Origin of the sequence: Chryseobacterium camelliae, from assembly GCF_030818575.1 — a bacterium.
Classification (GTDB): Bacteria; Bacteroidota; Bacteroidia; order Flavobacteriales; family Weeksellaceae; genus Chryseobacterium; species Chryseobacterium camelliae_A.
This window is the reverse complement of sequence record NZ_JAUTAL010000001.1, coordinates 261023-286745: the sequence shown is the minus strand read 5'-3', so window position 1 is coordinate 286745 and position 25723 is coordinate 261023. Positions and strand designations below refer to the sequence as shown.

Annotated in this window: 22 protein-coding genes and 1 pseudogene; all 23 read right to left on the bottom strand. The window is 34.2% G+C overall.

What is annotated here, in order from left to right; genetic code table 11:
• Position 1: 1 nt before the first annotated feature.
• The 23 genes and pseudogenes from QE404_RS19320 to QE404_RS01260 all read right to left on the bottom strand — a co-directional run bounded on the left by QE404_RS19320 (position 2) and on the right by QE404_RS01260 (position 25590).
• A pseudogene (locus QE404_RS19320) lies at positions 2 to 980 on the bottom strand (EpsG family protein).
• 134 nt (positions 981 to 1114) lie between these two features.
• Positions 1115 to 2110, bottom strand: a complete 996-nt coding sequence (locus QE404_RS01365) for a CgeB family protein (RefSeq protein WP_307445621.1) — start codon at positions 2108 to 2110, stop codon at positions 1115 to 1117.
• Position 2111: 1 nt separating this feature from the next.
• Positions 2112 to 3095, bottom strand: coding sequence for a glycosyltransferase (locus tag QE404_RS01360; RefSeq protein WP_307445620.1), 984 nt, complete (start codon positions 3093 to 3095; stop codon positions 2112 to 2114).
• The gene (locus QE404_RS01355) at positions 3095 to 4003 is read right to left on the bottom strand and encodes a glycosyltransferase family 2 protein (protein ID WP_307445617.1); all 909 of its coding nucleotides are present in this window, start codon (positions 4001 to 4003) and stop codon (positions 3095 to 3097) included. The genes QE404_RS01360 and QE404_RS01355 overlap by 1 nt, the downstream gene beginning before the upstream one ends.
• 32 nt (positions 4004 to 4035) lie before the next feature.
• Positions 4036 to 5514 (bottom strand): oligosaccharide flippase family protein, encoded by a 1479-nt coding sequence (locus tag QE404_RS01350; protein ID WP_307445614.1) that lies wholly within the window; start codon positions 5512 to 5514, stop codon positions 4036 to 4038.
• Positions 5515 to 5517: 3 nt separating this feature from the next.
• Positions 5518 to 6438 (bottom strand): hypothetical protein, encoded by a 921-nt coding sequence (locus QE404_RS01345; RefSeq protein WP_307445613.1) that lies wholly within the window; start codon positions 6436 to 6438, stop codon positions 5518 to 5520.
• Between the two features lie 20 nt (positions 6439 to 6458).
• Entirely contained in the window at positions 6459 to 7562 is a 1104-nt protein-coding gene (locus tag QE404_RS01340; RefSeq protein WP_307445610.1) for a DegT/DnrJ/EryC1/StrS family aminotransferase, read from the bottom strand.
• Positions 7563 to 7567: 5 nt separating this feature from the next.
• A complete protein-coding gene (locus tag QE404_RS01335) occupies positions 7568 to 8053 on the bottom strand; it encodes an acyltransferase (RefSeq protein ID WP_307445608.1) in 486 nt (161 codons plus the stop codon).
• Positions 8046 to 8264, bottom strand: coding sequence for a WxcM-like domain-containing protein (locus tag QE404_RS01330; protein WP_307453659.1), 219 nt, complete (start codon positions 8262 to 8264; stop codon positions 8046 to 8048). Before QE404_RS01330 ends, QE404_RS01335 begins: the two co-directional genes overlap by 8 nt.
• The gene (locus QE404_RS01325) at positions 8227 to 8463 is read right to left on the bottom strand and encodes a WxcM-like domain-containing protein (protein WP_307453656.1); all 237 of its coding nucleotides are present in this window, start codon (positions 8461 to 8463) and stop codon (positions 8227 to 8229) included. Before QE404_RS01325 ends, QE404_RS01330 begins: the two co-directional genes overlap by 38 nt.
• Positions 8453 to 8857 carry a sugar 3,4-ketoisomerase gene (locus tag QE404_RS01320; RefSeq protein ID WP_307445602.1) on the bottom strand — a complete coding sequence of 135 codons (405 nt, stop codon included), beginning with the start codon at positions 8855 to 8857 and terminating at the stop codon, positions 8453 to 8455. Before QE404_RS01320 ends, QE404_RS01325 begins: the two co-directional genes overlap by 11 nt.
• Position 8858: 1 nt before the next feature.
• The gene (gene gmd / locus QE404_RS01315; protein WP_307445597.1) at positions 8859 to 9932 is read right to left on the bottom strand and encodes a GDP-mannose 4,6-dehydratase; all 1074 of its coding nucleotides are present in this window, start codon (positions 9930 to 9932) and stop codon (positions 8859 to 8861) included.
• A gap of 60 nt (positions 9933 to 9992) precedes the next feature.
• Positions 9993 to 10946: a GDP-L-fucose synthase family protein gene (locus QE404_RS01310; protein ID WP_307453312.1), complete on the bottom strand. Its 954-nt coding sequence runs from the start codon at positions 10944 to 10946 to the stop codon at positions 9993 to 9995.
• Between the two features lie 18 nt (positions 10947 to 10964).
• Positions 10965 to 11957: a mannose-1-phosphate guanylyltransferase gene (locus QE404_RS01305; protein ID WP_307445596.1), complete on the bottom strand. Its 993-nt coding sequence runs from the start codon at positions 11955 to 11957 to the stop codon at positions 10965 to 10967.
• Positions 11958 to 12035: 78 nt separating this feature from the next.
• Positions 12036 to 13340 carry a nucleotide sugar dehydrogenase gene (locus QE404_RS01300; RefSeq protein WP_307445594.1) on the bottom strand — a complete coding sequence of 435 codons (1305 nt, stop codon included), beginning with the start codon at positions 13338 to 13340 and terminating at the stop codon, positions 12036 to 12038.
• A gap of 87 nt (positions 13341 to 13427) precedes the next feature.
• Positions 13428 to 15794 (bottom strand): GumC family protein, encoded by a 2367-nt coding sequence (locus tag QE404_RS01295; RefSeq protein ID WP_307445591.1) that lies wholly within the window; start codon positions 15792 to 15794, stop codon positions 13428 to 13430.
• 24 nt (positions 15795 to 15818) lie between these two features.
• Complete coding sequence (locus tag QE404_RS01290) at positions 15819 to 16646, bottom strand: polysaccharide biosynthesis/export family protein (RefSeq protein WP_307453654.1); 828 nt, start codon at positions 16644 to 16646, stop codon at positions 15819 to 15821.
• A 216-nt stretch (positions 16647 to 16862) separates the two neighbouring features.
• On the bottom strand, positions 16863 to 18827 hold the full coding sequence (locus tag QE404_RS01285; RefSeq protein WP_307445585.1) for a UDP-N-acetylglucosamine 4,6-dehydratase family protein: 1965 nt from the start codon (positions 18825 to 18827) through the stop codon (positions 16863 to 16865).
• 208 nt (positions 18828 to 19035) lie between these two features.
• A complete protein-coding gene (locus tag QE404_RS01280; RefSeq protein WP_307445582.1) occupies positions 19036 to 19272 on the bottom strand; it encodes a hypothetical protein in 237 nt (78 codons plus the stop codon).
• Positions 19273 to 19279: 7 nt separating this feature from the next.
• Positions 19280 to 22645 carry a T9SS type A sorting domain-containing protein gene (locus tag QE404_RS01275; RefSeq protein ID WP_307445578.1) on the bottom strand — a complete coding sequence of 1122 codons (3366 nt, stop codon included), beginning with the start codon at positions 22643 to 22645 and terminating at the stop codon, positions 19280 to 19282.
• Positions 22646 to 22790: 145 nt separating this feature from the next.
• Positions 22791 to 23252: a regulatory protein RecX gene (locus tag QE404_RS01270; RefSeq protein WP_307453310.1), complete on the bottom strand. Its 462-nt coding sequence runs from the start codon at positions 23250 to 23252 to the stop codon at positions 22791 to 22793.
• A 62-nt stretch (positions 23253 to 23314) separates the two neighbouring features.
• Positions 23315 to 24580, bottom strand: coding sequence for a serine hydroxymethyltransferase (gene glyA / locus QE404_RS01265; protein WP_307445575.1), 1266 nt, complete (start codon positions 24578 to 24580; stop codon positions 23315 to 23317).
• A 104-nt stretch (positions 24581 to 24684) separates the two neighbouring features.
• Entirely contained in the window at positions 24685 to 25590 is a 906-nt protein-coding gene (locus QE404_RS01260) for an NAD(P)/FAD-dependent oxidoreductase (protein WP_307445573.1), read from the bottom strand.
• Positions 25591 to 25723: the final 133 nt, after the last annotated feature.

Genomic DNA, 25723 nt, shown 5'->3' with positions numbered 1-25723 from the left:
GTTAATACATATTTCTATGATAATCAGTATTGATAAATAGCCCCTTGTAAGGATCAAATAGGTCCGGATATGTTGTTATTGATTGCTTTACCATCAGAATACTGTAGATAAAAAATAAAATAGCAAGTAAGAAAGATATTCTTTTGTCTTTCACAATACAGAAGATATAAGATAACAATATAGGCTCTAAAACATTGAAATATAGACTTCCTCTACTGATCATTATGGCTAAGGTCTGAACAAACAGAAAATAAAAACATAACCCAAATAAATATCCGTTAAATATAAAATTGAATTTGGGATACTTTTCAGATATCGTTTTCCTGTAGAAGAAAAAGATAGCAAAGATGCCCAGTCTTTTTACAAAACCTATTAATGAAATATCAAAATTAACCTCTTCTGCTTGTTTAAGATATGCTGAAGTTTTAGAAGCAGTTACATCATTAAACCCTCCGAATAATGAAAATATCTTAAGAGGAAGTGGAGAAAATCCAATTATTGCACAGACTGCTATTGCAATAATGATTGTCATGTTACTAAAGGTTCTCTTAAAGAAGACGAATATAAGAAGAAGCAATGAGGTTGTATGGAACTGAAATGCAACAAAAACCAAAAACAGGTACATCAACCATTTTTTTTCATATAGATATATCAAACTTAAAAGGCCTAGCCCCATCGCAAGCAACTGTCTGCTCGAACCCCATACACCTAGAAATGATACATAGAACAGGAGTAAACTTATTAAATGAATATGGTGTAAAATAAACATAACTTTTTCTAATCAGCAAAAAGAGAATAATAGAATGAATAAGTAAAAAAAACCAATACTTGGGAACGATCAATTTTGAAATTAAAACAAGGAAAGTATATCCCTTTTCGAAGTAATCTTCAGTATTATCAAAGGGATAAATCAAGCTCTGCGAATTAAAATGAAGCAAATATGCATCCCAGTCTGTCCCGGTTTCCCAACGCAGTCCCATCTGAAAAATGCAGACAAGAATGATCAAACTTAAAAAGAATTTCTTATAAGGTATTTTGCCTTCCAGTTTTGGAGAAGAAGTTTCTAAAAGAGCAGGAAAAAAAAACAATAATATTGTAAGATAATAGAAATACATTATACTTTTTTTAATATTTCTTCAACTCTATGCTCATAAGTATGATTTTCACGGAAATGTTTACTTTGCTGTTCTGCAATTTGATACCGTTCAGCACTGTTAGCTAAAAAATACTTTATTTTATCTACAGCTTCATCAATGCTTTTGAAAGTAAATTTTTCTACATCTATTGCTGAATACTCTTCTAAGGAAGTCTTAAAATCACAAATTTGGAATCCTCCGATTCCATAAATCTCAAAGAACTTCACATTTGCTGAAGTAATTTCTGCATAATGGAAATTGTTAAATATAATTTTAGATCCAAACAGAATTTCTGCTTTTCTAGTTCCTGTAATAAATTCATTTTTGAAATTGTTTGTAATCTCTTCTCTGGGAAAACGTTTATCAGGTACGCCGAATAAACTTACGTTAATATCATTCTTTATCAATTCTGAAACCATTTTTGCACGATAAGGATACATTGTACCAAATGCTACAACATCTATATTGATCTTTTCTTCCAGTTGCTTTTTATCAATCCCAGCCGGAGGAATATGCAGCCTTGCATTCAAGGCTTCAGGTAAATAAAATGTATTCAGATTCATTTTATTTTTCATAAAATCAACCATATAATGATCTTTGGTAAAATAAGCATCATACGGTGATGCAAAAATCTGTTGGTGTTCCAAGGTGGTTAACTGGTCCGGATTAATATGAATGATCGTAGTATTCGGAAGTTCTTTCTTAATTTTTCTGATGCATTCAGGATTAATAAATCTGTAAGTTCCAATGACCAGCTCCGGTGCTTGTTCAATAATTCTAGATGCTATTGTGTTAAACATCATCTTATCATATTTCGGCAACAATTTACTAGCCCAATAATTATATCTATAAGGAATTTTAATGACATCTTTAATATCAATATGGAACACATCATGCCCTAAAAATCTGAAAGAATCAGATAAATGGTATTCCAAACTATCGAAATCTTTACTTCCTAATAATGCTATTTTCATATTATTTTATAGGTCTTAATTGGCATAATTTTTTAAAAATGTACGGACTTATATTTGCAATCTTTGATAAAAATGCCAGTTGATAAGGTCTTTTTATTTTAAATGGATATAAATTATTTTTTATCATTTCATTTTTAAATTCCTTAAAAAAAGCCGGATTATTTTGAGAAATAACAAGTCTATAATTGTACATAAGGATCTCCGAGGAGAAATCTTCAATATATGTTTCTAATAATTTACTATTTTGCTTTTCAGAAAAGTTTTGTAATTCTCTCACAACAATAATACTATCCAAACATCTTTTTACGAACTTATCACTACTTCTCATAGTAGAATTATTGTGAATAACATAATTATACGCTAGCACATTAAAAAACTTGATTCTTTTAGAAAAATATATCAGTTTAGGCGTAAAAACAATATCTTCAAAATAAATGCCTTCATGAAAGTCTAAGTTATTATCAATTAATATTTTTCTTTTAAAAATAAACGCCCAAGGCATACAAGATGTATTAAATACTTCTTTAAAAAATACTTCTCCACTATATATATCGCTGCTATTATTTTTTTTAATATCAATAGAAGGCTTTGGTAAAACTACGCCATTTTCATCTACCAATCTATGATCAAACCAGATAGCATCCAAATCATCTTTTCTAATTTCATCAAGAATAACTTTTACAATATTTTTCTCAATAAAATCATCACTATCGATGAACCATAAAAATTCTCCACGAGATTCCTTAATTGCAAGGTTTCTCGCTGCTCCTTGTCCCTTATTTTTTTGATAAAAATATGCAAGTTGAATATCTCCATTTCTTGATTTCCATGTTTGTAAAACTTCATCAGAGTTATCTGTACTACCATCATTTACAACAATAATTTCAAATTCTTTACTGTCTAAATTTTGCTCAACAATACTGTTTAAGCAATCTTCCAAAAACGCAGCACTATTGTAGACAGGGATTATATAAGATAGTAACATTAGAAATATTTATTATATAGATTTAAAGGATTCAGATAATATGTAGCAAGAAATAACAGCTTATTAATTTTAGTTCTTCGGTTCAAACCCCACTTGTCAAAATAATGAAGTTTGTAGAATTCTGTTTTCTTTAAAATTTTGATGATCAAGCTACAATTTGGATATACCTCTGCTTTATTAAATTTTTCTATTTCACAATAAAAATTAGAAAAGATTCGTTTATCATCACTTCTGGTGATTGAGGCAATATTTTCTCTGTAATATACCGTAATTACATCCGTATAGTACAATCTTATTTTATTTTTGCTCACTTTCAATGCGAAAGGGTGATCTTCAAATTTAAATTTTTCATCAAAACCTCCTACAGCTTTCCATATTGACTTCTTAAAAAAAATAGTAGGCCCATGACCGTAATTTCTTCTTAAAAGCATCTTATATTGTTTTGAAGTATCAGAACTAAAAAATTTATTATACCCTGCAAAACTGTGTTCAATGTAGTTTTTATCTATAATATTGCCCTGAAAACCCAATGCTTTAGAATAAATCACCTGAGCGGAATTATTTGCTGCTATAAATCTAATGAAGTTTTCAACACAATCGGAAGTAAGTAAGTCATCTCCCGCTATTATTTTGATCCACTCACCTCCGGCTGCATTTACTCCTCTATTGCAATTGGCTGGAATGCCTGTATTTTTATCTGTTGTAATTATTTTGGATGACACAAATGCTTCTTTGTTGACATCTAGCCATGTTCTACAATACTCCACTGTAGCATCTTTAGATCCGTCATCCGTAATAATTAACTCTAAATTTTTATAAGTCTGTTCTTTTATACTATTTAATGTATCTAATATAAACTCCAAGGAATTATATGTTATAACTACGATACTAACTAATGGATATTCCATAAAATTTATTATTAAGTTCTCTCAATATAAGACTATTTTTTCTTTCTTATTTTATTCAAAATAGCGCTTTTTAGGTCCAGTCTTTTATTTAAAAAATAATAATTAACGAGTACAGTTACAGCAAAAATTAAGCATGATAAAATATTTGCCGTAACATTATCCAGAAAATAATAAATCATAAAAACAATAAGAACAAATGTACATGAAAGTGCAAGAATTTTTATCGTTGTATTATCCAACTTATATTTATACTTAAATCTTGTGAAAAGGGTTATTATAATAAAATAAAAAAAATAAACCAGCAAAAATGCTGTTGCAAGTCCTTTCAATCCAAAAAAATAATACCCTAGAATACTAAAGATTAATTGAAGAATATTACTAAGCCCTCCTTCTAAGAACAAGTATACCTTTCTGTCATTTTTCGCAAAGGATATATATCCCATACAAAAAGATGAGACCTGAAAAAAGGATCCAATAGCTATAAATCGTATAAAACTTTCTATTACTAAAAACTCTTTGGAAAGCAATATTCTGATCATCAAAGGGGCAGTAATCATCATTAATATTAACAATGGAGTCGCAAGAAGCAGAACAACTTCCGACTGTTCATTTACAACCTTATTCATTTGAATGGCATCTGTATTTACAGAAGAAAGCCTTGGAAAATAATCTGCACTTAAGGATGCCAGAATAAAACCTACATACTGACTGCCAATACTTATGGCAGCACCATAGAATCCGATATCGGCGAGATTCCCTGTTTTACCTATATAAATATTGATAAGGTATTTTGTTAAAATGCCTAGGAAATTAGCTATAATAAGCATGATGCCCAGTTGTACCATTTCCTTTCCGTCTTTGAAGATATCTTTGATTGAAACCTGAACCTTAGATATAACAATTTTTCTTCGGAAAAACCATGAACTGATTAAGGTGGCAACAATAGTTACAATCAACGAAGGAACAATTCCGTTTTCCTTAAAAAAATAAAAAAAAGGGATTGAAAATACCAAGCTAGCCAGAGATCCTACAATTCCTGATTTAATAATCATATTTATCTTCTGAAGGCCTCGCAAAACCGTTTGATATGATTTATTGATTGCTGTAAAAAAAACAAAAAATGATAATAAAACAAAAGAATAGGTATAGTTATGATTCCCAAAGGTCCATTGGCTTAATAATGGCGAAAGTAATGCTGTAATGACTGCTCCAAGAACACCGCAAAAGATGAAAAGTCTTTCTGTAATCCTTATTTTTTTTGAAACTTTTTCTTTATCATCTTTATTTCCTGAAATTTCACGAACAGCACTTAATTCTAATCCAAGTTCAGTAAATGTAGTAATAATATTCAAGCTCGATACAAAAAGGTTATTAATTCCCATTCCTATTGGTCCCAATAACATTGCTATCGCTTTTCCTCTGATTAGAGAGATCAGTATGGTAAGTATCTGGACTCCCCCAAAAGCAAGTGTATTTTTAAAGGTATCTTTGTAACTTCTGTTATTACTCATTCTTTACCGGTCTACAAATGAGTATTTCTTAACTTCAGCTTCTGTAACGGGAAGTTCATAAAATTCTTCAAATTTTATTCTTTTACCTGATTTCCACTCCTGTAACAATTCTTCCAAGGAGAAATGCCCTGTTACAGGATTATACCCTTCCGTCTGTGTAATATTAGCATGGATGCATGGAGTAATAACCTGTTCACCACAAATACCTTTCCGGTCTTTAAAATAGATATTAAAAAGTTGCATCTGTCCCTCCATTGAATTGGGAGCTTTAAAAGAAATACTTTTTAACATATAAAGAAGTTCTTTTCTGGAATACATATATCCTGAAGTACCTAATGGAAAAGTCCAGTCAGAAAATTCCTTAATCTCACTCCAGCTGAAACTCAACCAATTGTTCTCCGATTTTTTAAATCTAGGAGTTTCAATTTTTTTTGATAGTACGGTACTGTAAAGCAAATCTTTTCCACGGGATAATGCAACGATATTTTTAAATGGATCTATTTCTGTTAAACTTTTAAAATCAATTTTTCTTGTAAAAAGCATATCATCAACAAACAAAATAACTTTATCTTCAACAGATTCTTCCAATGTACTGATGAGTTGATCCCTGAAATGTGTTTCCTTGATAAATACAACAGGCTTATCTGAATACAATTCTTTAAGGGTTTCGTAAGATTCATCATGCTCTTGCGAACTTACATAATAAAGAATTTTTACTGTTCCCGGATTAGTTACATAAGTAAAATAGCTTCTTAAAAAAGCATCTAACTGCATAGCCCTATCTTTGGAGAAGATAATAGAGAAAACCGCATTATTATCTGAAATAAAGAGATTTTCCTGAATAGTCCCATAATAATGTTTAATGAAATCTAACTGACTTTCCCGTAACATAACCATTCCTATTTTTGAAAGGATGGATTTCATTTTGTTTTTTAGAAATACTTTCATTTGTAGTAGTTTATAGTTTTTATTACAAAATCTACTTCTTCTGCAGAAATATATGGACTGAGGGGAAGGCTTAAAACTTCTTCGTGTATTTTTTCAGTAACAGGAAAATTCAGACTATTATATTCCTTATAAGCCTCCTGTTTATGTGGCGGAACAGGATAATGAATTAATGTTTGAATATTATTTGAGGACAGGTAGTTTTGAAAGTTCTCTCTATCTTCTGTCCTGATTACAAAGAGGTGCCAAACATGTTCAAGTTCATTTACAGGGTACTCAGGAAGGATTATTTTCGGATTAGTGATTTCGGAAAGGTATTTTTTTGCCACTTTCCTCCTAAGTTCATTTTCCTGATCAATATATCTAAGCTTAATATCCAGAATTCCAGCCTGAATTTCATCCAATCTTGAATTTAAGCCTTTGTAGGTATTGATGTATTTTTGATTTGATCCGTAATTGGCTAAAGCCCTAATTACATCTGCTAAATTTTCATCATTGGTTGTTATTGCACCGGCATCACCTAAAGCTCCAAGGTTTTTCCCAGGATAAAAACTGAATCCTGCTGCATCACCTAAATTTCCGCTTTTTCTTCCATTATAGTCTGCACCGATTGCCTGAGCATTATCCTCAATAATTTTCAGATCGTGTCTATTGGCTAATTTTTTTAAATCATCAGAAAAGACAATTCTGCCATATAAGTGAACAATCATTATAGCCTTTGTTTTCTCAGTAATCTTCTCTTCAATTTTGGAGATGTCAATATTATAATTATTAATATCAGGCTCAACAAATACAGGAACTAGGCCATTGTCAGAAATCGCTAAAACGGAAGCAATATAGGTATTTGCCGGAACAATAATCTCGTCCCCTTGTTTCATTATTCCCAATCCTATATACCCTCTCAATATTAATCTTAAGGCATCCAAACCGTTAGCTACTCCGATAGCCTGAGGAGAACCAATATATGCTGATAAATGTTCTTCAAAATTTTTCACTTCATTTCCTAGTAAATACCAACCGGAACGAAATACAGCCAATAATTTATCTTCAATTTCCTGCTGATGGGCAAGATTTATTTTCTGCAAATCAAGAAACTTAACCATAATTTTTATTTGTAAGTGATAACTCCATTTTTATCTATAATTCCCCTGAATCTTGCAGGGTTTCCAAACCATACCGTATTATCAGGAATATCTTTAGTAACAACACTTCCTGCTCCAATAAGGGCATTTTCGCCAATCGTATTACCTGCAACTATAGTGGAGTTAGCACCAATTGAAGCTCCTTTTTTTACGACAGTTCTCACAAAAGCTTCCGGATATTTTTTTGAACGTGGAACTAAATCATTAGTAAAGGTAACATTTGGGCCTATGAATACATTATCCTCTATTGTAATTCCATCCCAGATCTGAACCCCTGGTTTTACAGTTACATTATTACCAATTAATACATCATTTTCTACCAGAACCTGGCAGTTAATATTACAATTTTCACCTATGACCGCGCCCTTTAAAACTACACAGTATTGCCAAATCATTGTATTTGCGCCGATGTTTTCACTTTGAACATCTGATAATGGATGGATCCTAGCCATTTTTTCTGTAATTTAAAAATGTATCATAATCTCTCATATAATCTTTCTCCGAATAATTTATTGATGCGAGTACCAGACAAATACTTCCACTGGAAAAATCCTTCATTTCTCTCCAGATTCCAGGAACGATATGTAAAGCTTTGTTAGGATGATTTAGGAATACCTCACGTTGATTAATACCATCGTCCAAAATCAAATGTGAAAGATCCACTAGCTGCTACTATATATTGCTCAAGCTCATAATGAGCATGTCCGCCTCTTTCAGCTCCCATAGGAACATCATATAAATAGTATATTCTACGTATATTAAAGGGAATATTGATATTATTCTCTATAACAGTAATATTTCCGTTTGTGTCATGAACAATTGGCAGTTCAACAATATTGCAGTCATCAACATTAAATTTCATTCCTCATTTTTTTAAATTGATTAAAATCTCTTATGTAATCATTTTCACTATAAGGCTTATCAGAAACTATCAGGGCTAATGAATTTGTTGAAAAATTTTCCAGTTTTCTCCAATACATTTTAGGTACATATAAACCATAATAAGATCTGTTCAACGAAAAGCGATATTCTTTTTCACCATCATTAAGTATGACATCAAAGCTTCCGGAAAGTGCGATAATAAACTCCTGTTGTTCTTTAAAAGCATGACTTCCTCTTACTTCACCTCCCGGAACATCATAAATCCAATATGTTCGAACAATTTCGAAAGGTAATTGAGATGGATATTCAAAAAAAGACAAATTTCCTCTCTTATCCAATATTTTTGGAAGATTCATAATGGCAGGAAAATTCATATCAATTTAATTTTAGATCGTTTTCAATCATTTCCTTTATTAATGCCTTAAGATCATACTTAGGAGTCCATCCTAATTGAGTCTTAGATTTGGTAGGATCACCAATTAATAAATCTACTTCAGTTGGCCGATAGTATTCAGGGTCAACAGAAACGACTATTTTTCCAATCTCAAGCTGATATGACGGATTATTACATGCAATAACTCTTGCTATTTCTCTTTCATTTTCACCTTCGAATTCCAGTTCTACACCAACTTCCCGAAATGCCATGCGCACAAAATCTCTTACAGAAGTAGTGACTCCTGTAGCAATAACAAAGTCATCCGGCTTATCCTGTTGCAAAATTCTCCACATAGCTTCAACATAATCTTTAGCATGTCCCCAGTCACGTAATGCATTCAAATTACCTAAGTAAAGGCATTCTTGTTTACCTTTAGCAATTGCAGCCGTCGCCATAGTAATTTTACGTGTTACAAAAGTCTCTCCTCTTCTTGGTGACTCATGGTTAAATAAAATACCATTACAGGCAAACATTCCATAAGCCTCACGATAATTTTTTGTAATCCAGAAACCATAAATCTTAGCTGCACCATAGGGTGAACGCGGATAAAAAGGAGAATTTTCATCATAAAAACCTTTTTCGTTCTTATTTTCCGGTAATCCTCCGTATAATTCAGATGTAGAAGCCTGATATATTTTAGTTTTTTTCTCCAATCCTAATATACGTACAGCTTCAAGAATTCTTAAAGTACCTATACCATCTACATTAGCTACATATTCAGGTGAATCAAATGATACCTTTACATGTGACATTGCTCCTAAATTATAGATTTCATCCGGCTGTACTTCCTGGATAATTCGTATAATATTTGTAGAATCTGTCAAATCACCATAATGTAGGGTAAAATTAACATTTTGCTCATGCTGATCCTGATACAAATGATCTATTCTTTGAGTATTAAATGAAGAAGCTCTCCTTTTAATCCCATGAACTCTATACCCTTTTTCTAATAAAAGTTCTGCCAGATATGAACCATCTTGGCCAGTAACTCCTGTTATTAATGCTATTTTCATTTTTTATTTTTTGACTTGCAGATACATTTATCTGTAATTCGGAAATCACTTATATATGAATCAGTGTATTTTTACTTCTTTAAAATTGCTAATATTATCTAAAAACCACTGGTAAGTTCTAGTAATCCCTTCTTCAAGATTAGTTGTATGTTTCCAGCCTAATTCATGCATTTTAGATACATCCATCAGTTTTCTTGGAGTTCCATCTGGTTTTTCCTGATCCCAAATTATATTTCCTGTGTGGCCAACGATTTTTTGGATCATCTCAGCTAATTCTTTAATGCTTAAATCAGTTCCTGTTCCTACATTATATAAATGCTCCGGAAGAGTATTTTCCAAAGCAAAAATAACAGAGGCTGCCATATCATCTACGTACAGGAATTCTCTCATAGGCGTCCCAGAACCCCATACTGTTACAGGAGAATTGCCATTCATCTTGGCATCATGAAATTTACGGATCATAGCTGGTAAAACATGTGAGGTATTGAGATCAAAATTATCATGAGTACCATATAAGTTGGTTGGCATCAAGGATACGTAATCCTTCCCAAACTGTTTTCTAATCGCTTCACATGCTTTAACACCGGTAATCTTTGCCAATGCATACCACTCATTTGTAGGTTCAAGAGAATCTGTTAAAAGATATTCTTCCTTTAAAGGTTGTGGTGCAAGTTTCGGATAAATGCAAGATGATCCCAAAAAAATAAATTTTTCAACATCATTATTATGTGCTGCATCAATCAGATTATTTTGGATTTGCATGTTTTCCATTAAAAACTGATAAGGATACGTATTATTAGCTAAAATACCTCCTACTTTTGCCGCTGCATCAATAACCACTTCGGGCTTATTAACTTTAAAAAACTCAGCTACTGCTGCCTGGTTTCTTAAATCAAGTTCATTACTTTTTAATCCAATCAAACGGGTATATCCTTTTTCCGATAATTGCCTCCATATAGCAGATCCTACCATTCCGCGGTGTCCTGCAATATATATTTTTGACTCCTTTGAAATCATAGTTTTAAATTTAAATTATCTTAAAGTAGATTTATATTTTTCCAGTTGATTATAAATCTTTTTTACATCCTGTGATCTTTCTTTCTGAAGAATCAATATTGCATCGGGAGTATGAACTAATATAGAATCTTTAAGCCCTACAAATGCTGTAAAAATATCTGTACCAATAACCATGTTTCCATTATCGTCAACCGGATGACCCGCAGATCTTAAATAATCATACAGAGATTCAAAAGACCCCAAATCATTCCACCGGAAGTATGCAGGAACAACCTTTATTTTTTTTGATCTTTCCATTACAGCATAATCAATACTAATTGACGGAATCTGAAGAGAAGATTTTGTGTCTAAACAATAATTTTCTGATATTTGCCAGGTTTCCATACATTTCTCAAGAATTTCCGGCTGATATCTTTTCAGCTCTTCTAAGAAAATTCCCGCTTTGAAACAGAACATACCCGAATTCCATAGAAAAGTTCCTCTTTCCAAAAATTCTTGAGCCGTTTCAGTATTTGGTTTTTCCCTGAAGGATAAAACATCTTTACCTTCATATTCAATATAACCATACCCTGTTTCAGGCCTGGATGGAACAACCCCAAACGTAACTAAAAAGTCTTTTTTACCCAGTTCTACAGCTTGCTTTATAGCCTGCTCATAATCATCCTGGTTTTGTATTAAATGGTCAGAAGGTGTGATAATTAAAATATCGTCAGGATCAACTGCTAACGCAGCGAATGCGATTGCTGCAGCAGTATTTCTGGCAGCAGTCTCTGTAATAAAAGTTTTGGGAAGACAAATATCCTGTAAAAGCTGTTTACTCCACTCAATGTGATCTGTATTTCCAACAACCATAATTTCATCAACTAATTTCTGATTACGTTCAGCAGTTAACTCAAATAATGCCTTACCCGAAAATAATTTCAGAAACTGTTTGGGATGCTGTTTGCGTGAAAGAGGCCAGAGTCTGCTTCCTATGCCTCCTGATAAAATTACATTATATTTCTTCATGTCCTATTGTAGTCATCTTAAACTCTTACGATATCATCTTTACCTAGAAGGTTCTATCCTAACCTTCTAAAAACAAGATTACAGCCTTTTATGTACATTCTCTTTTGTAAGAACCCCTTTAACATCGTAAACTATTCCATTATTTTTAAGCAAAGCTTTTAAATCTAAAGTCAAAAATTCATGATGTGACACAGTAAGTATTATTACATCATATTGTTTTTTTATAGCAGAAAAGTCTTGATGAGATATTATCTCATATTCTTTTTTAACCTCAAAAGGATTGGCCCATGGGTCATATACGGTTATCTCACTACCATACTCTTTGAGATTATTAACAATATCGATCGCTTTTGAATTTCTTATATCTGGACAATTTTCCTTAAAGGTAATTCCTAAATTAAGTATGTTGGCACCTTTTACTTGAATTTCCTTATCAATCATGAGTTTAATAACCTGTGACGCAACAAAAGATCCCATAGAATCATTAAGCCTCCTGGCACTCAAAATTAATTCTGAATAATAGCCGATTTCTTGAGCTTTTTGTGCTAGATAAAATGGATCAACCCCAATGCAATGTCCACCTACTAGACCGGGCTTGAAAGGAAGAAAATTCCACTTTGTTCCTGCTGCCTCCAATACATCATGAGTATCAATATCCATTAGGGAAAAAATCTTGGCCAATTCATTCATAAAAGCAATATTGACATCCCTTTGAGAATTTTCAATAACCTTTGAAGCTTCAGCTACTTTAATGGTTGGTGCCAAATGTGTACCTGCTGTTATAACAGATTTATATAAATTATCTACAACCTGTCCAATTTCAGGAGTAGAACCTGAAGTTACTTTACGAATTTTTTCTACTGTATGCTCCTTATCACCCGGGTTAATTCTTTCAGGTGAATAGCCTGCAAAAAAATCCTCATTAAACTTCAAGCCGGAAAATTTTTCAAGTACAGGAATACATTCTTCTTCTGTTACTCCAGGATATACTGTCGATTCATAAATAACAATATCACCCTTTTTTAATACCTTACCAACTGTTTCGCTAGCGTTGTACAATGGATTAAGATCTGGTCTGTTGTGACGGTCAATAGGGGTAGGAACTGTTATTATATATATATCAGCATTTTTAATATCTACAGAATCAGATGAACAATATAGTCCCTTTAGTGCATCATATTCAAGTGGATTTTGTTTAACTATGACAGGCATTAATACGTCATCTTCAATTTCTCTTGTTGAATCATGCCCTTCATTAAGTTCACTAACTCTTTGATGATTAATATCAAAGCCAACAACAGCATATTTCGTAGCAAATAGCCTAGCTAAGGGTAAACCTACATATCCTAATCCAATTATTGCTATTTTATATTTTTTATTCATAAGCTGTTTTAACTTAAATAGGAAGTAAGCTTTACCAGTGAACTATTAGATCCAATTTAATTGACTGTTAGATAAGTGATTTTTATTTTAATCGAAAAGCTTTTTCCACCAAGGCTTAGCTTCATCAGCTGAATATCCATAACCATATTTGTTCCCGTACGCCCTGAATTTATCTTTTACATCATTAAGTACAAATACAACATTTTTTATTTTCTTATCAGCAATTTGTGCATTAGCAAATAAAACTAATTCTTTCTCTGTAAAATTTGATCTGGTAACATATACAGTGACATCAGCAACATCTGCTATGATAAAAGAATCGGTAACGAGCATCAACGGAGCTGTATCTAAAATGATATAATCATATTCAGACTTTAAACTTTCTACCAGATGCTGATATCTCCCGTTTGACAATAACTCGGTCGGATTAGGTGTAATGGCGCCGGAATAAATGACATCACAATACGGATTAAAAGTGCTAGAATGAATAATTTCAGATGTCTGAACCTGCTGATCATACATATATTCTGAAAGTCCTACTAAGCCTCTTCTATTTTCATTATATCGTTGTAATTGAGGATTTCTTATATCCGAACCTATGATGACAACTTTTTTTCGCGGTGTAGCCAATGTAAGGGCAAGATTAACTGCTGTAAACGTTTTCCCTTCACCCTTTACTGAAGAAGTAACAAAAATTACATTTCCTTTGCTATTCTTAGGCAGCATAAAATTAATATTGGTAATGAGTATTCGGAATGCTTCTGCTAATGGCGAAAGATCATTAAGCTGTATTAATTCCGAATGCCCTTTTTCTAAAGATGGTAACTCTCCTACTACAGCAGGACCCATAGAAAGTTTTTCCAAATCCTTTTTGGTCTGTAGTTTATTATTAAACAATTCTAATACATATATAATTACAAATGGAATAAGCAAACCTATCAATAAAGCACCTAAATAAATGATGCTTTTTTTAGGTGATACTGGTGTAGGATTAGTAAGAGCATCATCTACAATCCTTGCTTTCGGCGCTGCTATAGCGAGTGATATAGCCGCTTCTTCCCTTTTTTGCAATAATAATAAATATAATTGCTCTTTTATATTCTGTTGTCTTTCTATACTTCTGAAAAGTTTTTCCTGTACAGGAACCTTAGAAATCCTTCCGGAAAGCCTATTCTGTTCTGACTGAATATTTGCATTAACAATCTGAAGTGCAGATCTACTTTTTCGAAGGCTTTCGGAAATTGCAGTACGCATATTTCCTATTTGCTTGGTAATATCCTGAACTAATGGATTAGCGGTAGTAGAACTCGCTAAAAGCCTTTCACGCTCAGTAATCAACTGATTATACATGGTAATATCAGATGCCGTATTAGAGTCCGTTAATCCCACATTAAGAGGAAGCACCTGGTAAGCTCCCTGTTTATTGAGGTATCCAATCAAACTGTTTACTAACTCTAATTGAGATTCATTATCGATCTGTGTCTGCCGGATTTTAGCTGCGTTCTCCAATGATAACTCTGCTTCTGCTTTAATATCAGCAATATTGTTCTGAACTTTAAAATCTTCCTTCTGTGTTTCTACTTTTCCTAATTCTTCTCCAATCAGTTTAATTCTTTCATCAATAAAACTAGCTGTCTTTTGTGCTTCCGAATTTTTATCGAGATTTGCCTCACGGTTATAATTAACTGCTAAACGATTAAGAATATCCTGAGCTTTTTCTGGAACTTCAGAACTCATGGAAATTTTAAGTACAGTTGCTTCTTTCTGCACTAAACTTACATTAAGTTGGCTTAACAAACTTCTTGTTCTATCAATACCAGACATAAATTGCAGAATGTACTTACCCGTATCTACCGCAGATTTATTAAATAATGGATTCTTTTGAAAGATTACAATACCAAAGGGCATTGTTACGGCTTTATTAAATTCCACCTGTATATCCTTCTTAAAACTTTCAGACTTAATTGTAATATTGTTATTATTAACAATTGCTAAAACTTCTTTATTTGGATATACGGCATTACGCTTTTCACTGATAACTCTTACTACGAATGGAGCAGACTCTTTATATAGTTCAGAATCTTTCAAATTTCCCTTCGCATAAATATTGGTTTCTAACCCCAATTCTTTAACAACTGACAACATGAGTTTTTTAGATTTAAAAATCTCTATTTCATTATCAATTGAATTGGTACCCATTCCACCAATACCACCAAGCTCGGAAATTACAGACATCTCAGGCTGGCCAGAAGTAGATTTTTTAACTTCTTTTATCAATAATGTTGCCTCAGTATTATATACCGGGATAGTATACCTCAGAAGAAACCATGCAAAAATAATTGTTGCTAAAACTCCTAAAATAAACCAATACCAGCGGTATAAATAAGGTTTAATAATTTCTCTGAGATTAAAGGTGTCGTTCTGAGCCTTTTCCTGCAAATAATTGTGATCCACTATAAATAATTATGTATCTTAAATTTAATTTTTAGTCAATGCCAAGACTCCTATAACTAAAGAAGCAATGACAGAAGCCACTGAAATGTAAAGCCCTGTATTAGGATCAACTCTGGCTGCCTTTTCTCTGTTAGCATTTGGCTGAACATAGATAATATCATTTTGTTTTAGATAATAGTAAGGCGAATTAATAAATTGTGCACTGGTAAGATTTATTCTTTCTTTAGTAAACACTCCATCAACATTTCTAACCACTAAAACGTTAGTACGGACTCCATATGTTGTTAAATCCCCAGCCAATCCCAATGCACTAAGCAATGTAGCGTTTCCATCAGGGAGTACATAAGTTCCCGGTCTGGCAACTTCCCCTAATACAGAAACTCGGAAATTGATAAGCTTTGCATCTACTATAGGATCTTTTATGTACTCTCTGAGTAAGCTGGTCAATTTAGTCTTCAAAGTCTCTATATTTTCATCTTTAACACTGATTTTTCCTATTTGAGGAAATGTAATATTATAGTCAGTATCTACGCTGTAAGTAGGTCCGGAAACAGGAATTTGTTGAGGTAAATTATTTGAACTTGGCTGAGAATACTGAGTTATGGTAGATGCAGAAGAATAAACCTGATTAAATGGTTTAACAACATCCATATCTTTCGCAGAAACAGTTATGATTAATTGATCTCCAGGTTGCAAAGTTGTCCTGCTGTTTTTAATTGAATTATCTAATGCAACATTTTCAATATCCTTCATATAGTTGATTTCCTGTCTCGCTCCACAAGAAAATAACAGTATCGAAAGTGCGCATCCGCAAATAAAATTTTTCCAACTCATTTCTGATAAATTTTTCACAAAAATAGGATTATTATTTTAGAACTTAAAAAATATTTTATTATGTAATTCTACATATCTGAAGAGATCTGTAGAACTAAAAAATACTGAATTTGTAAATCGCTGCTCTTATAGCAAAAATGATACCATAGAAATAAATATTTTGTATCACCTCAACTTCTAATCGCAATAAACATGCTTTGGCAAAGTAAATTAATGTGAGTAATTAAAGTATTTTCAAATATCCTCACTAATAAGATCTTCGCTTTTCTGATGATCCAACAATTCAAATTCTGAATTATTACTTATAAATTCCGGAACAATATTTTTCAAAATCCTTACGACCTCTAATTTATTCCTTTTAACAGCTGCCTTTATGATCTGAATTACCAGCAAGTCTATATCTTCAAAACTCATATACGGATCCTTGGAAATCATTATTTTATCATGATGGGTAGGAATCGTAGTCGTGTTATTGCTTAATAGTTCCTCATAAAGTTTCTCTCCGGGGCGAAGTCCCACAAATGTAATTTTTATATCAATATCCGGAGTATATCCTGAGAGCTTGATCATACGTTTGGCAAGGTCAAGGATTTTTACAGGCTCGCCCATATCAAATACATAAATCTCAGCACCATTTCCCATAGTACCAGCCTGCAGTACCAATTCGCAGGCTTCAGGAATAGTCATAAAGTATCTGATGATATCCGGATGGGTAATAGTTACCGGTCCTCCTTTTTCAATCTGCCTTCTGAAATGTGGAATTACCGATCCATTGGAACCTAAAACATTCCCAAAGCGCGTCGTAATAAATTTGGTAATATTGCCTTCAGAATTCTGTAATGACTGTACGAAAAGCTCTGCTGCTCTTTTGGAGGCTCCCATTACATTGGTAGGATTTACAGCCTTGTCCGTAGAAACCATTACAAAACGGTTGACTTTATATTTCTTGGATAACAGCGCAACATTTTTGGTCCCTAATATATTTACAAAAACAGCTTCATGAGGATTGTCTTCTATAATAGGTACATGCTTATAAGCTGCCGCATGATATACCATTGAAAATCCATAAGTTTCAAATACTTTCTCCAGTCTGTAACTATTGGATATGTCTGCCAGAATAAATTTAAAGTCTTGCTCAGGAAATTTTTCAAGCAGTTCCAGTTCCAATTCATATAAAGGTGATTCTGCCTGATCTAATACAACAATTAAGGAAGGCGCAAACTGTGCTACCTGTCTTACAATCTCGCTGCCAATAGAGCCCGCTCCTCCTGTAACAAGAACATTTTTTTCAAAATGCCTTCTTTTTACCTCTTCATTTTCAATCTTAATAGGCTTGCGGTTAAGCAGGTCTTCAATCTGCAGTTGCCTGATTCCTCCTACCAGATCTGTATCTCTCATCTTACTTAGCGATGGAGCTTTGAGCACTTTCAGGCCTCTGTCTAAAGCAAAAGTCATCCACTCTTCCAAATCGCTTTTAGTCATGATTTCTTTTATAATAAGCACTGCATCAAACTGTTTAATCAAATGTTGATTTTTTACAATTTGTTCCTGATTATAAATTTTATGTCCTAATAACAATGCCCTATTAGAATCTGATCGGTTCGTTAGAAAGCCGGCAAGCTGATATGGATAACTTGGATTATGAACAATTGCTCTGGCCAACGATACAGAAACATCTCCTACTCCTACTACGGCAACTCTTATCTTGGAAGCGTTCCCTTTGATATCCATCAGCATATTGAAAAACTGCTTCGTGAAAATCCTGAAAAAGAACATGATCGAAACAGAAATAAAGAAATATAAAAATAAACTTGGATACAGATATAGCGATGTACCAACTGATAATTCAAAACAATAATTGATAAGCAGTAAAGTAAATAAAGTAGAACCAGAGGCTAACAATATTTTAAAGAAGTCGAAAAAAGTTGAATGCCGTATAATCCCTGCATACGTTTTAAAAACAAACATAAACAGGATATTTACTGTTATGATAATAATTCTTTTCTGAAGACTATAAGATGCAAAATTAACCCGTATATTAAGCTTTTTTAAAAAGAAATAAGCCAGAAATATGGAAAAAAATACAATTAAAACATCAATAACAATAACCAACCAGCGGGGCAGATATCTCAGTTCCGTCATCTTCAATAGATTGTCGCCCCTATACAATGCCCTAAAAGCGTCATTTAGCTTTTTCATTCAACATCAAATGGTTTATATTTGAACACAAAGGTAAACATATTATTCATTTTTACAATCGTAGTGATAAGTTATTTTGTTAGGCTGCAGGTAAAGCGATGTAACTCATTTATTTTAATTCTTATCAAAAATCTATCCGTAATTGCAATTAGTATAAAATAAAAAATCCAAAGTTCATAAACTTTGGATTTTTTTTATCTTATAATCATTATTTATTGACTGCCTTCTTTCTTTTTGCATGCAGGAGGATAGTTCCTATTCCCGCAAAAAAAAGAACCTGAATATACTGATCAATTGGCGCAGGTTGTACGGGATCTCCGGGTGTTCCGGGAACGGGATCTGCCTCTTCCTGTGAGGAATTGTCATAAACAAAAGGATTATCGGACTGCTGTGCATACGCAATACCTGAAAATGCCATTACATATATTATTATTAATTTTTTCATTTTGTCTTTATTTAATTATTTTTCTGCTGTATTCCTTACCTGCAGAAACAGCTTTTATTACATAAGTACCGTTAATATTCAATCTGAAATTCACTGTCGTTTTATTATCCTTTAGCTGAAGAACCATTCTTCCCGAAGCGTCGTATACTTCGACAGACTGAATATTTTTATCATTCCTCACTACGAATTCTTCCCCGCTTCTGTATACTTCAAATGTCTCTTTCTTTGAATCATCATGTACAGAAAGTACGTTCTGGTCTTTATAAACAATTTCAAACCGGTTTGAAACCTCTCCTGCAGAAGCTGTAAAATGATAGCTGTTGCCCTGAAGATTCGTGTAAGTATTCATTACTTTATCATGAAGGAAAACAGGCTGGCCGTTGTTGAATAATCCTTCTTTTTTGATCATGGAGATTACGAAATCACCGCTCTCAAAATGCTTGGCACCTACAGGAACTGTATCGTTTATATCGAAGTTGCCCCTACCCTGAATGATCAGATTCTGTGCATCTGCTAATGTGTAAAATGCATCCGACCCTGAAGCGATTGCTTTAGAATCATACTGATCGTATGTATTAGAAGCCTGGGAAAGGTAAGCAACCACAACCGTATTGCTAGTACCATATGAAGAAGTCAGCTGAAGCCAGAATTTTCCTTCTGCGGCATTAACCGTGGATTTGTTAAAGTAGGCACCCTGGTTTGCCACCCTCATGTCATTCGTAAAATTCAATGATGTATCGGCAGTATTGGTAGCTTTTACAATAAAGCCCTGACCAATGCTTGCTGTATTCCCTGCAGGAACACTAGTGATATTCGGTGCCGGAACCCAGGCCTGAGACGCAGGGTTGTATGCAGCATATCCTACATTTGTTGTGGTCGATCCACTTTGCGTCGTAACAGAATTGCTTGTATTATCCCAGAAATAAAATGTATTGGATATTTTACCGGAATTTGCGGTGTAAAATGCATTAAGATCAAGATTTGAAGCATATGGATTGCCAATCAAATTAAATCCATTCCCTGCAGTAGACAATGTAAATGTCTGATTCCCATTTACAGGCGTACCTGAGAATGTCAATGATGCATTAGCAGATGGAGTCTTAATGGAATACGCTTTACCTGTCACTGCAGCCGTTGAGCTTGCATTAACGAAATAGTCTGTTGCAGTATCGTATTCCGTAATAAATGCAGGTGTAGTAGATCCGTAAATGTTTGACAGGTTCTGAGATACTACCGGCGAAGACCAGAAAGCATATTTATTTAGGGCACTTGCTCCTGTTTTTAAAACATTAAAGGTTCCCGTATTGTTCAATGTGGAGCCATCTCTTTGTATAAGATTTCCTCCGTTCTCAATTGTTACATCTACGGCATTAATTGTATTTCCTGAAGTAATTTCGAGAACACCTCCATTTTTAATCGTAATATTCCTTGCAGTAAATGCTGGATTTGATGAAGTAGAGTAATTATTTGTTATGATTGCATCTGTACCTGCAGAAGGAGATCCGTTCGACCATGATCCGCTTCCATTTGCAGAGCTCCAAGTAGTCGTTGTAATCTTTTTATAAAGACTTACTTCAGGTGCTGTAGTCGCTGACGTATAGGCTTTAAATCCTGGCGTTGATAATGCTGAATTGTATTTTAGAATCCTTGAGTTATCCTGGACACTGGCAACGGTAAAGTGATCCGTATTGTATGTGATGATCCATTTTTGGGAGTTATCTGACACACTATTACCTGCAGCTAAATTTGTTGAACTACCACTGTAAGCAAGATATTTAGTATTATTCACATTTTGTATACTGTAGTTTGAACCTAAGTTAGTTATATGCCAAACTGTATTTGTGTTGGTATTTACAATTGCATTATTATTTACGGTTACAGCAGTAGTAGCATATGTACCATTGGTTACAACATTTGTGGCTATTACAGCATCATTTGCATCAGCTATTATATAATCTCCATCTGTCAAATCTGTAATAGATGTAATTTTCTGATAGATATCTCCTGTTGTTATGACAATGTTTCCTGATGCTACAGTTGGTAAGTTACCAGCAGTTGCCGAAATAACATAAGTATCTGCCGTATCAAATTTCACATCATTAAAATTTGCAATACCGTTAACGAAAGATATATTTGACAATGTTCCTGACATAACTCCTGAACCACTTGTTTTAGAAAGAGATACGGTACCAGAATATGAAGTATCTACCGTATTGGAAGGTGTACGGGCTTCAATAGAGAATGCAGGCAAACTTACAGTTGTATATCCTGAAGTTGGCATATTTACAAAAGCAATCTGCGAAGCCGGAACCAATGTTGTAAAACTACGCTCAGAACCATATACATAATTACCATTGGTATCTTTTACATATGCTTTATAATAATAGGTAGTTCCTTGTGATAAAGATGTCAGATTATAGTTATAAGAACCGGTAGATACGGTAGATCCTACTGGAATTGGCGAGCCGTAGGTTCCAGAAGTAGTGCCATATACAAATCCTTTTTCTGAAGAAGCAGGGCAAGCCCCAACAGTTGTAACATTACCGTTCATTACAGCTTCATTATATGATAATGATGTTGCTGCATTTGTAGAGACCAGAGCAGACACTGATGCAGTTCCTGTACCGGAGATGGTGTAGGTTGGACTATTACTTCCTGATGTCGAACTGCTAACGGTCAATGTCGAAGATTTGGATCCGGAAGCTGTAGGCGTAAATATTACATTAAAAGTAGCAGTGCCACCATTTGCAGTTACAGTTGTAGCTGAAAGGCCAGAAACGACAAATTGAGAATCACTGGATGCTATATTTATACCTGTAGCATCTATAGTTCCATTATTTGTAATTGTGTAGGTAACCGCTGAAGCAGCTGTGTTAGGGCAAACAGAACCGTTAGATGCTGTTCCTGAAATTGATAGATTAGGATCACTTGCCTGAGCGGATAAGTTTATTGCTCCTAGGCCAATATTACCAGTTGCTTTAGTGGTGTAAACCCATTTTATGTATTTCGCTGAGGAACTTACATTATCTGTAAAGATAGTACTACCGGAAGATAAAGTAGTAATATCTCTTATTGAAGTGTAATTAGTTCCGTCAGCAGACTGTAAGATCTGGAATTTAAAATTTCCGGATATTCCATTATTTGAAATTTTGTAACTTAAAGTAGATCCTGCACCTGTAAAATTCAATACTACAAAATCTCCAGAATCATCAAATTTCATTTTAGGAGAATTGTTGTAATCTGTACCTAACCCGGTCTGCGAAAGACCTGTAGGAAGGCCTGACCTTCCGCCATCGTATGTAAATGGTAATGTAGCCTGCCCCCAGCTCCATAGCGAGAGCAGCATCAAAGATACAAACAGTATCTTCCTCAAATAGAATAGTTTTAGTTGCATAATCGTATGTATTTCAAGGCAAAAATATTCTTTTTTTGAATCTAATTGCCTGTTAATGAAATTACGATTCTGTTAATTATACCAACTTGAGCTATTTATTATTCAATACATAATAATAATAATTTTATTCTTCTATAGAATTTATAATAGCATCATACTCAAATCCCTTTCCTATGATATGTTTTATCGTTTTAATTTTTCTTTGGTATTCATTTAAATCTATATGCTTAGCATAATAATTATCATACATTTTCTTGATCGCTACTCTATAATCCTCATCATCAATCTCATCAAAACACTTATTAATCAGTTTTTCAGGTACTTGTTTCTGTTTGAGGTTCATCCTTATTTTGTTTCTGCCCCAGTGTTTGATGTAAAACTTTCCCCTGATGTAGCTTCTTGTAAACCTTTCTTCATTAAGATAGTTTTCTTTCAGGAGGTAAAGCATGATTTCCTCTTTTGCTTCATCAATAAGTAAAAATTCCCGCATCTTCTGCTCTACTTCAGCATGGCAACGGTCCTGATACACGCAGTAGTTGACCAGTTTCTGTTTTATTTCTTCATAAGTAAAAGACTTCTTTTCCATAGATAAAAAAAGAATGGACAAAATGCCCATTCTCCGATATTTTAAAATTAATAATTTTTCTTTTAGTAGTTGAATAAAGCCTTGTCTGCCATCAATTCGTTCACTTTTTTTCTTACTAAAGAAAGAACTTCTTCATTTTTGATGTTATCCACAACCTCCGAAATCACTTCTGCAATGGTATCCATATCTTTTTCTTTAAGACCTCGGGTAGTAATAGCTGCTGTCCCCAGTCTGATTCCTGATGTGGTGAAAGGAGATTTATCATCGAAAGGAACCATATTCTTGTTGCAGGTAATGTCTGCCTGAACAAGTGCCTTTTCAGTTTCTTTACCGTTTACGCCTTTATTTCTTAGATCCACAAGCATCAGGTGATTGTCTGTTCCTCCGCTTACAATATCGAATCCTCTGTCAATCATGGCTTTTGACAATGCCTGAGCATTATCTTTTACCTGCTGTGCATAAGTGGCAAACTGAGCATCCAGAGCTTCACCGAAAGCGACAGCTTTACCTGCAATTACGTGTTCCAGAGGACCACCCTGAATTCCGGGAAATACTGAACCGTCAAGTACCTGGCTCATCATTTTGATCTCCCCTTTAGGTGTTTTGTGCCCATAAGTGTTTTCAAAATCTTTCCCCATCATGATCATTCCCCCTCTTGGACCTCTAAGTGTTTTATGAGTAGTAGTAGTAACTACATGGCAGTGCTCAAATGGAGAGTTGAGCAATCCTTTTGCAACGAGACCTGCAGGATGGGCAATATCTGCCCATAAAGTGGCGCCAATTTCATCTGCAACTTCTCTGAATTTGGCATAATCCAAATCTCTGGAATAAGCTGAGAATCCTGCGATCAGCATTTTCGGTTTTTCCCTGAGTGCTATTTCTCTCATCTGATCATAATCAATGAGACCTGTTTCTCTGTTTACACCATAAGAAACCACATCGTACTGAATACCTGAAAAATTCACTGCTGAACCGTGGGTAAGGTGTCCTCCCATAGAAAGGTCCATCCCCATTATTTTATCGCCTGGCTTTAATACCGCAAGATAAATGGCAGCATTGGCCTGGGATCCGGAATGGGGCTGTACATTGGCATACTCGATCCCGAATAGTTCTTTTGCTCTGTTAATGGCTAATGTTTCGACCTCATCTACTACTTCACATCCTCCGTAATATCTCTTTCCGGGATATCCTTCAGCATATTTGTTGGTTAGTACGCTGCCCACTGCCTTCATCACATTTTCAGAAACGAAGTTTTCTGAGGCAATCAGTTCCAATCCGTGGGTTTGTCTTTGTCTTTCCTTTTCAATCAGGTCAAAAATAATGTCCATTTACTTTTTATTTTGAATTTTTCACCCCAAATGTACGGATTTTCCGGTAAGCTTTCAGCATCATTAAAGATGATTTTTAGCGTTAATTTCCAAATATTTGTTGGTTAAAAATCTTCTTCAATGAGTTCTTTATTAACGATGGCTCCGGTCATATTCCCATGGGCAACAGCCGTAGCTACCGATCTCATCAGCGTAACACTGTCTCCACATGCAAAAATACCCTCAACACTGGTTTTATGGGCAGAGTCTATCTTCACCACCCCGTGTTCTGCCAATTCACAGGCGATAATTCCTGAAACGTCCAGGTTCTGTTCAATATTGATTTGGGCATACAGGGCTTTTAAGGGTTTTCTTTTCCCATTTTTAAAAATCAGCTCCTGAATGTAGCCGTTTTCATGGTGGATTTCTTTAATCCTGTCTTCAACAATCGTTATGTTTTTCTCCTTGAATTTCTGCTGCTGTTCCGCACTCATCTCAGAAGGTCCGTCGGTAAACAGGGTTAGTTTTTTTGTCCAATGGTGAATCATCCTTGTAAATTCATAAGCGACATCTCCCGTGGCCAAGACTCCGGTAACCTCATCCCTTACTTCGTAGCCATGGCAATACGGACAATGCAGGACTGAAATCCCCCAGCATTCTTCAAACCCGGGGATATCCGGCTTAATATCCTTTATACCTGTTGCCAGGATTATTTTTCTGGCACCAAACTTCTCTCCGTGCTTAGTTTCTACTTCAAATCTTCCCGAATCTTTTACAATTCCGGTAACCAGCCCGTCCTTGAACTGTACCGTTCCGTATTTCAATACCTGCTCTTTAGCAATGGAACTGATTTCTGCGGGTGTGCTTCCGTCATGAGTCAGAAAGTTATGGGACTGCGGAGTCTGAATATTACACGGTTTGCCGTCATCAATGATCAAAGTATTTCTCAATGATCTTCCGAGCGCCATCCCTGCGGAGAGTCCGGCGTAGCTTCCTCCTATAATGATGACATCAAAGTCTTTATCTTCCATAATGATCAATTAAATAAGTGAATGATTTACCATAACGGCAAAACCTATTCCTTTATCAGTATAATCTTATTTGACGCCAAGACAAAGACTACTTTTGTTATGGATATTTAACTGCATTCATAATGATACACAT

Excerpts from the sequence above, each read along its gene's own strand:
- QE404_RS01365 (WP_307445621.1), bottom strand. The coding sequence starts at position 2,110 with ATGAAAATAGCATTATTAGGAAGTAAAGATTTCGATAGTTTGGAATAC.
- QE404_RS01360 (WP_307445620.1), bottom strand. The coding sequence starts at position 3,095 with ATGTTACTATCTTATATAATCCCTGTCTACAATAGTGCTGCGTTTTTG.
- QE404_RS01355 (WP_307445617.1), bottom strand. The coding sequence starts at position 4,003 with ATGGAATATCCATTAGTTAGTATCGTAGTTATAACATATAATTCCTTG.
- QE404_RS01350 (WP_307445614.1), bottom strand. The coding sequence starts at position 5,514 with ATGAGTAATAACAGAAGTTACAAAGATACCTTTAAAAATACACTTGCT.
- QE404_RS01345 (WP_307445613.1), bottom strand. The coding sequence starts at position 6,438 with ATGAAATCCATCCTTTCAAAAATAGGAATGGTTATGTTACGGGAAAGT.
- QE404_RS01340 (WP_307445610.1), bottom strand. The coding sequence starts at position 7,562 with ATGGTTAAGTTTCTTGATTTGCAGAAAATAAATCTTGCCCATCAGCAG.
- QE404_RS01335 (WP_307445608.1), bottom strand. The coding sequence starts at position 8,053 with ATGGCTAGGATCCATCCATTATCAGATGTTCAAAGTGAAAACATCGGC.
- QE404_RS01325 (WP_307453656.1), bottom strand. The coding sequence starts at position 8,463 with ATGAAATTTAATGTTGATGACTGCAATATTGTTGAACTGCCAATTGTT.
- QE404_RS01320 (WP_307445602.1), bottom strand. The coding sequence starts at position 8,857 with ATGAATTTTCCTGCCATTATGAATCTTCCAAAAATATTGGATAAGAGA.
- gmd (WP_307445597.1), bottom strand. The coding sequence starts at position 9,932 with ATGAAAATAGCATTAATAACAGGAGTTACTGGCCAAGATGGTTCATAT.
- QE404_RS01305 (WP_307445596.1), bottom strand. The coding sequence starts at position 11,957 with ATGAAGAAATATAATGTAATTTTATCAGGAGGCATAGGAAGCAGACTC.
- QE404_RS01300 (WP_307445594.1), bottom strand. The coding sequence starts at position 13,340 with ATGAATAAAAAATATAAAATAGCAATAATTGGATTAGGATATGTAGGT.
- QE404_RS01285 (WP_307445585.1), bottom strand. The coding sequence starts at position 18,827 with ATGAAAAAGCTAAATGACGCTTTTAGGGCATTGTATAGGGGCGACAAT.
- QE404_RS01280 (WP_307445582.1), bottom strand. The coding sequence starts at position 19,272 with ATGAAAAAATTAATAATAATATATGTAATGGCATTTTCAGGTATTGCG.
- QE404_RS01270 (WP_307453310.1), bottom strand. The coding sequence starts at position 23,252 with ATGGAAAAGAAGTCTTTTACTTATGAAGAAATAAAACAGAAACTGGTC.
- glyA (WP_307445575.1), bottom strand. The coding sequence starts at position 24,580 with ATGGACATTATTTTTGACCTGATTGAAAAGGAAAGACAAAGACAAACC.
- QE404_RS01260 (WP_307445573.1), bottom strand. The coding sequence starts at position 25,590 with ATGGAAGATAAAGACTTTGATGTCATCATTATAGGAGGAAGCTACGCC.